The sequence below is a fragment of the Treponema endosymbiont of Eucomonympha sp. genome (assembly GCF_001028545.1).
Window position 1 is genome coordinate 1 of sequence record NZ_BBPW01000659.1, and the last position, 440, is coordinate 440.

Below are 440 nucleotides of genomic sequence, written 5' to 3' on the forward strand. Positions count from 1 at the left end.
CGCCACGCGCTCGCCCGCGTTGGCGGGCGCCGCTGTGCCGTCCGCGACGAGCCGGCGCTGCGCCGCGTTTTTTTCGTCGTCAGCTGGGTCGTTCAACAGAGTCTCCCGGATACGGCCCGCCGCGATTCCCGCGCCTTTCGCCGCCGCCGCGACTTCGCGCGCGTACTGCGCCAGCTTGTCGCTCGTCATGCGCATGCCGTAGCCGAATTCCGCCGCGTCCTCAAACAGCGAGTTCGACCACGCCGGACCGCGCCCGCTCGCGTCTTTCGCGTAAGGCGTCGTCGGCCGGTTGCCGCCGTAAATCGACGAGCAGCCGGTCGCGTTTGCCACGAACGCGCGGACGCCCAAGATCTGCCCCCTGAGCCTTAGGTACGGCCTCCCGCCGCACCCCGCGCTCGCGCCGGCGAACACCACCTACGACCCCTCGGAACCCACCCCCC

1 pseudogene is annotated in these 440 nt (G+C 71.1%); it reads right to left on the reverse strand.

Annotation, left to right across the window (positions count from 1 at the left end):
* Nucleotides 1-408: pseudogene (locus AWU74_RS08525) on the reverse strand (pyruvate:ferredoxin (flavodoxin) oxidoreductase); the annotation flags it as partial.
* Nucleotides 409-440: the final 32 nt, after the last annotated feature.